This window comes from Helicobacter cynogastricus, from assembly GCF_900197855.1.
In the GTDB taxonomy this organism is placed as follows: domain Bacteria; phylum Campylobacterota; class Campylobacteria; order Campylobacterales; family Helicobacteraceae; genus Helicobacter; species Helicobacter cynogastricus.
In genome coordinates this window covers 63,495-70,062 of the sequence record NZ_FZMQ01000004.1, presented here as the reverse complement: position 1 = coordinate 70,062, position 6,568 = coordinate 63,495, and the positions used below count along the sequence as shown (strand labels likewise).

General features: G+C 41.5%; 6 protein-coding genes. 3 read left to right on the top strand and 3 right to left on the bottom strand.

Annotation, left to right across the window (positions count from 1 at the left end; genetic code table 11):
• Window positions 1-91 precede the first annotated feature (91 nt).
• From nth to C6H00_RS00660, 3 genes are read right to left on the bottom strand one after another with little or no spacing between them, the layout of a single operon-like run.
• The gene (nth, locus tag C6H00_RS00670) at window positions 92-736 is read right to left on the bottom strand and encodes an endonuclease III (RefSeq protein ID WP_104749136.1); all 645 of its coding nucleotides are present in this window, start codon (window positions 734-736) and stop codon (window positions 92-94) included.
• Window positions 733-960: a FeoA family protein gene (locus C6H00_RS00665; RefSeq protein WP_104749135.1), complete on the bottom strand. Its 228-nt coding sequence runs from the start codon at window positions 958-960 to the stop codon at window positions 733-735. The genes nth and C6H00_RS00665 overlap by 4 nt, the downstream gene beginning before the upstream one ends.
• Window positions 914-3,889 (bottom strand): YhdP family protein, encoded by a 2,976-nt coding sequence (locus C6H00_RS00660; protein ID WP_233704334.1) that lies wholly within the window; start codon window positions 3,887-3,889, stop codon window positions 914-916. Before C6H00_RS00660 ends, C6H00_RS00665 begins: the two co-directional genes overlap by 47 nt.
• Here C6H00_RS00660 and mltG point away from each other — a divergent pair.
• The 3 genes from mltG to C6H00_RS00645 all read left to right on the top strand — a co-directional run bounded on the left by mltG (window position 3,876) and on the right by C6H00_RS00645 (window position 6,282).
• Window positions 3,876-4,790 (top strand): endolytic transglycosylase MltG, encoded by a 915-nt coding sequence (gene mltG, locus C6H00_RS00655; protein ID WP_233704333.1) that lies wholly within the window; start codon window positions 3,876-3,878, stop codon window positions 4,788-4,790. The genes C6H00_RS00660 and mltG overlap by 14 nt on opposite strands.
• Window positions 4,791-4,881: 91 nt before the next feature.
• Window positions 4,882-5,118 carry a hypothetical protein gene (locus C6H00_RS00650; protein ID WP_104749133.1) on the top strand — a complete coding sequence of 79 codons (237 nt, stop codon included), beginning with the start codon at window positions 4,882-4,884 and terminating at the stop codon, window positions 5,116-5,118.
• A gap of 12 nt (window positions 5,119-5,130) precedes the next feature.
• A complete protein-coding gene (locus C6H00_RS00645) occupies window positions 5,131-6,282 on the top strand; it encodes an amidohydrolase (RefSeq protein ID WP_104749132.1) in 1,152 nt (383 codons plus the stop codon).
• Window positions 6,283-6,568 lie beyond the last annotated feature (286 nt).

Sequence of the window (6,568 nt, the reverse complement as noted above, 5' to 3'; positions counted from 1 at the left end):
TTAACAGGCGTGAGAATGTTTAAGGTTTAGGGATTAGATTGGATGTTCRCACCTTGTGTTTCTTTATTGCCTTGTTGATCCATGATTGCCCTTAAGTCTTTGGGCTTATTATACTAGATTTTGCCTTATGCATGCAGAGGTCTCTTAAAAAGCAATCTTTACAAAGAGGCTTGAGTGCTTTACAAGTGTAACGCCCAAAAAGAATCAATGCGTGATGGAGTCGTGCTAGATCGCTCTCAAAGAGCACGCTCAATTCCTTTTCTGTTTGTAACGGGGTTTTAGCTTGACTTAGTCCTAAGCGGTGTGCAACCCGAAATACATGGGTATCTACAGCTAGATAATTTTGACCAAAGCATACAGAAAGCACAACATTAGCACTCTTTTGCCCCACGCCCGGGAGAGTTTTGAGCTCTTCTTGAGTGTGGGGGATCACGCCCCCAAAGTGTGAGCAGACTTTTTGCGCCATTTTGATGAGATGTTTAGCCTTGTTATTGGGGTAAGAAATACTCTTGATACATTCTTTAAGTTGGGTCAAATTAGCCTGTGCCAAACTTTCAATACTTGGATAGAGTGCAAAAAGTGCGGGGGTGGTGGCATTCACGCGTGCGTCTGTGCATTGGGCGGAGAGAATGACGGCAACTAGAAGTTGGTAGGCGTTGTCATAGCGCAGCTCTGTACTTGGGTTGCCAAAGTGATTTAAAAGGCGGGTTTTGATGTGTTGGGCTTTGTTTTTCATAGGGGGGAAACGCAGAGCAAAGCGGCTTCATGGGAGCGCAGAGCAATCTGGGCATTGTTGATACAGATACTAAATGTAGCGCGACGCAAGGAATGTTGTAAAAGTGTAAATTCCACGCCCGGACGAATCCCAAAGGATAAGAAACGATCTTTAAGCGCAGAGTCTGCGCCTTGAATTTCAAGGATTGTGTAGCGATGATCTTTCTGGCAGTCTAGCAGAGTCATGGTTGGCGAGTCCTTTTTTGATTTCATCTACAATAATATCAATGGGGGTAAAAATACGGCGTAGAATCTTAAAAGGAGCTTGAGCGATGTCTTTAGCTAAAGTAACTTTAACAGCAGGATTGTCTAGCGTCTTACTTACATGGACATGGGTAGAAATTTTACCACTTCCGCCCAAAATAAGATAATTAATGATGGGAATTCTATTGATCACATTGCTAAACCCCTTGATTGTAGAAATATCTAAGGAAAGATCTGTTTTTTTATTAGATAACTCAATGATTCCATTACCATCTATGTCTAAGGTGGTGCCTGAAAGCTGGATATGTTCTAATCCTAGATAGTCTGAGCTCACCCCAAAGAGCACGCGACCTTTAGAAATCTCATAACCATGTACCCCCAAACGGGGATCTCTAAAAACAATGAGGGAAGGAATTGTGTTGATAATATTGACGATATTTTGCAAGACTTTAAAGTTTTTAATAATGGTGTTTTGTAGCCGCAATTCCCCATTGAAGACCCGATTGCGATAGACCCCTGTCAAGCCATACAATCCACCCCCAATAAGGTTTTGAGAGGTAACACTCTGGATAGCCAGGTTGAGATAGTCTCCACTGAAATTGCGCGCCCGCACAATCACATCTCCATGTACAATATCCGCGCTCAACATGGCATGGTGGTAATTTCCATCAATCATAGTGCGTCCATCGCGCACAACAAGACGGATATTATTCAGAGCTAAAGGAAACGACTTGAGCCTAAGAGTGGTGTTGCTTGCACTGATAATTGTGGATATGGGTTGGATATTGTGTAATTTTTCGTAATGTTGTTTGGCGCGGATAAACGCGCTCTCATCGCGAATTTGAGCTTTTGTAGGGCGTGTGGAGTCTGGAGCAAGCATGTCTTTGATAAAGGGAATCTTAGCTTGTAAAAATTCATCGATATTAAAGTTAATATCATTGAAGAAAAAAATTTGTTGTTTGCCTTGAATGCGTCCCATAATGGCCCCATCATCGCTAAAAATCTCCACGCCCTCAGGTTTGAAAGTGCCTAAGAAAGAAATACTATTGATTCGCCTACCATCGTGGCGATAAAGTGGAAATGGCTGATGTATAATACCTACAAACTTCACATTCTTGAAATCTGGACTGCTAACATGCAAAGTGCCTTTCTTGATGCCATAGTAACGCAAAATAGGAGAGATGCCAAAGAGCTTGTGTAAATCTTTAGCATCTAAAGAATAAATTCCATTCTTCAGCCTACCTTCCACGCCCAAATTTCCTAAACTAAACGCTAGCTCTTGGGATTTTGAGAAATTTAAACTAAATTCTAAGCTGGGTAAGTTAGTGGCATTGGCATAGATCACATCTTTGCTGAAAACCTCTCTATTTTGCGCCTTGATACTAGCCAAAATATGTTTTTCTAGTACTTGTTTCCCTTGAGCAACAATATTGGGGAGATGTGCAGCATTAATGGGGGCTGGCAGGGTTTTTGGCAGAGTTCTTGAGGGGCTAAAGGGTTGCATGTTGATCGCGTTATTAGTGTTGATTTGGATTTTATGCACGCCAAAGTTGCCTTTAAGTTGCTTGGTTACAAAATCTAACATGAGGTCAGCGTCCACATCGACCATGTTGTGATATCGTGTGTGGGAAGTTGAAATAGAAACATACTTGCGCTCGGGTGTGATGTCTAGGTTGATATGAGCTTGCTGGGCATAAAAGGGGGTGTCATAGAGAAGAAAAGAGCCCGCACTCACATCTATGCTCCCTTGTATAGAAAATAAAGAGTGGCCATGTGGGAGAAATTGTACGCCCAAAAGAAGATTAGCATTTAAAGGCGCGTTCAACTTGGCAATGGGTAAAGAGATATCGTAAGCTTGAAGAATCCTTTTGGTGCTTTGAAAAGAAAGACTAGGGGCTACCCTAATATCCGCACTCAAAGACGATCCCTTACCAAGATGGTTAATTTGCACCCTAGAGTTATCCAAAGGCATGGTTTCATAAATAACATTTTTGGGTTCAATGATAAGGGCGCGATCTTTGAGTTCTAGGGCAACTTCCTTAGCATAGATGGGGGAGAGTTTATTGTGGAAGCGTACATACGCATTTTTTACAATAGCTTGTACGCCAATGCGATCTAAGAGTGTCTTGGCCATGTTTTTATCTTTAAGGTTTAAGATGGCTTTAGCCGAGCTTACTCTAACACCAGAAAAGACAATATTATCAAAGAGCCAAGCCTGCACCACGGGATGGCTACCATCAGGGAAATAGGGTTTGAGAAAGTCTAAATGATGGATTTCATTCGTGCTGAGTTTAAGAGCCAAAGTGTTGAAATCTGTCAAGCCTTGCGCATGCGCGACCAGTTGGGATTTTCTCAAATTGGCAACATCATTAAGAGGAGAAAAATCAAAATCAAAACTCAGTTGTTTTGTATGAGGGTTATAGTACGCTTGCCCTTGAGCGCGCGCATGAAAAAGGGTTGAGGTGGCTTGAAGTAGTTTTAAAGAGAGATTTTTTTGATCTTGGAGCAAAAATTTAGCCTGAATGCCCGGAAAATCTAGCTCGTAAGTTTTACCATCAAAAAGTACATGAGCCTTAGTCTTTGGGTTAAAAATAATCTCTTGGACACTAAGCTCCTGAAAATAAGAGAGAACCCACAAACTATAGCGTACGCCCTGAATGATGGTATTGAGGCTTGGAGGAGTCTTTTTAGGGTCTTTTTTTAACGCTTCACTTAAATCAAGTCGTCCTATCTGCAACACAAGTTTATTATCAAGTTTTAGATAGAATTTATTGATGTGTAGTTTTCCTAGCTGCAATGAAGAGATGAGGATGCCATTTTTGAAAACCGCAAATACGCCCCACACTAAAGCACCTAAAACTCCGCATAAAATCACCGGAAAACGCATTCTCTTAGAGATGGCTTTGATCATTTGGCTTTCGTTTTTGTTTTACTTGAGTATACCCATAAAATCACATGACGCGCTTTACATTCCAAGTGGCTCATTGCGTAGCATAGTCCGAAGTTTAGAGGGAGAACTCAATACCTTGGATCTATGGATTTTACGCACGATGAGAGCTTTGGGTCTATGGGAAACTCCAAAAAGTGGTTATATCTCCATTCCTGTTAACGCCCATCAAGAGATCAATAAGGGAAATTTTTTATACGCTCTCAGTCTTTCTAAAAAGATTTATAAAAACGCCACTTTGATACCGGGCGAAACCCTTTACTTTTTTATTCAAAATTTGGCAACCACTTTCAAGCTACCAGAAGCAGACCTTTACAAGGCCTATAAAGCCAAAGCTCCTTTTCAAGAAGCAGCTATTGTTCCTGACACCTACCGCTTTGCCTTAGGTATTTCTGCGGACTCGCTGATGGATTATCTTATCAAGCACACGAGCAAGCAGTATGAAAAATTGAGTCGAGAATTACTAGGGCATTATGACAAAAAGGAATGGGAAAAAAATTTGATTGTCGCTTCCATTGTGCAAAAAGAGGCGGCTAACACTAAAGAAATGCCCATCATTGCTGGTGTGATCTATAACCGCCTTGAAAAAGGTATGCCTTTACAGATGGACGGGAGTTTGAATTATGGCAAATTTTCCCACACCAAAGTTACCCGCGCGCGTATTCTCGAGGACAATAGTACTTATAACACCTATAAACATAAGGGTCTACCTGATGCGCCTGTAGGTAGCGTGAGTCTACAAGCCATTAAGGCGGCAATTTTTCCCACGAAAACCCCTTTTTTGTACTTTGTTAAAAACAAAGAGGGTGTACATGTCTTTAGCCAACGCTACAGCGATCATGTCCGTCATATCCACGAAGAGTGAGGGCTGTTCTATGCTACGATTCTCGTATATTGTTTTAGCGTGTGCTTTGGCTAGGTAAAATGGAAAGAGTTTAGTCTTGCAAGAGGAGAACATGAAAAAAGAAGCAGAATCTGAAAAACCCGCAGATTCAACGGAGCAACGGGCTACGATGGAGAAACTTCCAGAACCCCCGGATAATGTAATCCGCATTGAAACTCAGGATGGAAGCGGAGATTATATAGAGATTGTCTTTGATCGACCTGTAGAGGAGATTAGGAAAGAAATAGAGGAAGAAAAACGCCAAAAAAGCTTGTGGTATAAAATCAAACGCATTTTTAAGAAAGATTAACAAGGAAGCTCTATGAATTTAATCCCAGAAATTGTTGCGATGCAAGAGGAATTTATAGCCATCCGCCACAAAATCCACCGACACCCAGAATTAGGTTTTAAAGAAGTAAAAACCTCTCAGTTAGTGGCCGACAAATTGAGAGAATTTGGCTATGAAGTGCATACGGGAGTGGGTAAAACCGGCGTGGTAGGGGTGCTCAAAAAGGGCGATTCAGCTAAAAAAATTGGTTTGCGCGCAGATATGGACGCTCTGCCCATCCAAGAGGACAGCGGACTAGATTATCAAAGCCAAACCCCACAACGCATGCACGCCTGCGGACATGATGGGCATAGCGCGTCTTTACTGCTGGCAGCCAAATACCTAGCTACTCAAGATTTTAAGGGCACTTTGAATTTATATTTTCAACCGGCTGAGGAAAATTTGGGCGGTGCAAGGGCTATGATTGAAGAGGGTCTGTTAGAAAAGTTTGATAGTGATTTAATCTTTGGATGGCATAACATGCCATTAGGGAGTGATAAAAAAATTTATCTTAAAACTGGCGTTTTGATGGCCAGCTCAGACGCTTATACCCTAGAAATTAAGGCTCAAGGCGGGCACGCTAGCGCGCCAGAGAAAACCAAAGATCCGATTTTAGTGGCTTCTTTGTTAGTGTTGGCACTACAAGGTGTTGTATCTAGGAATGTGGACCCGCAAAATAGCGCGGTGGTGAGCGTAGGGGCTTTGAATGCAGGGAGTGCGCATAATATTATCCCTGATCGCGCTGTGTTGCTAGTGAGCGTGCGGGCATTAGACTTTTTGACGCGGGAGCTAGTTGCCAAGCGCATTCAAGAAATTTCTCAAGGTATTGCTTTAGCTCAAGGGGTGGAAATCACTATGACGCACGATTTTGCTACCCCTATCATAAATAACCACCCTGAAGCCACTGCCCTAGCTCAAGAGGTAGCCCTAGATATTTTTGGGGTGCAAGGTTGTTGTTTTGATCACAGGCCTGCAATGGGAAGTGAGGATTTTGGCTATTTTTGCGAGTTGCGTAAATGTGCCTATGCTTTTTTTGAAAACGAAACCACCAACTATATCCACACTTCAAACTATGTCTTTAATGATGCCCTTTTAGTCCGTGCAGCAAGTTATTATGCGGGCCTAGTACTCAAGTATTTAGGTTAATTTCTGCAGACATATAGTTCTTAAGTGAATCCCTAAAAACGAACTAGAGCCACTTTAGGGATTATTATAAAAATATAGTAATTAATATGTTGTATTTTTCTTGGCATTTTAGCAACGAAAAAAGAGGTTAGTTTTTTTTAGTATTGCGTGCAGTAGGGCATCCGTGCCATTTTTGCAGGGATCAGAAAGAATAAAAATATCCTTGAATCACTCCAATTTTTGCCAAATTTTATTTTTTCTTTTTTTGAACTTTCTTAAGAAATTTAAGAAAAAAATTAATGTATTT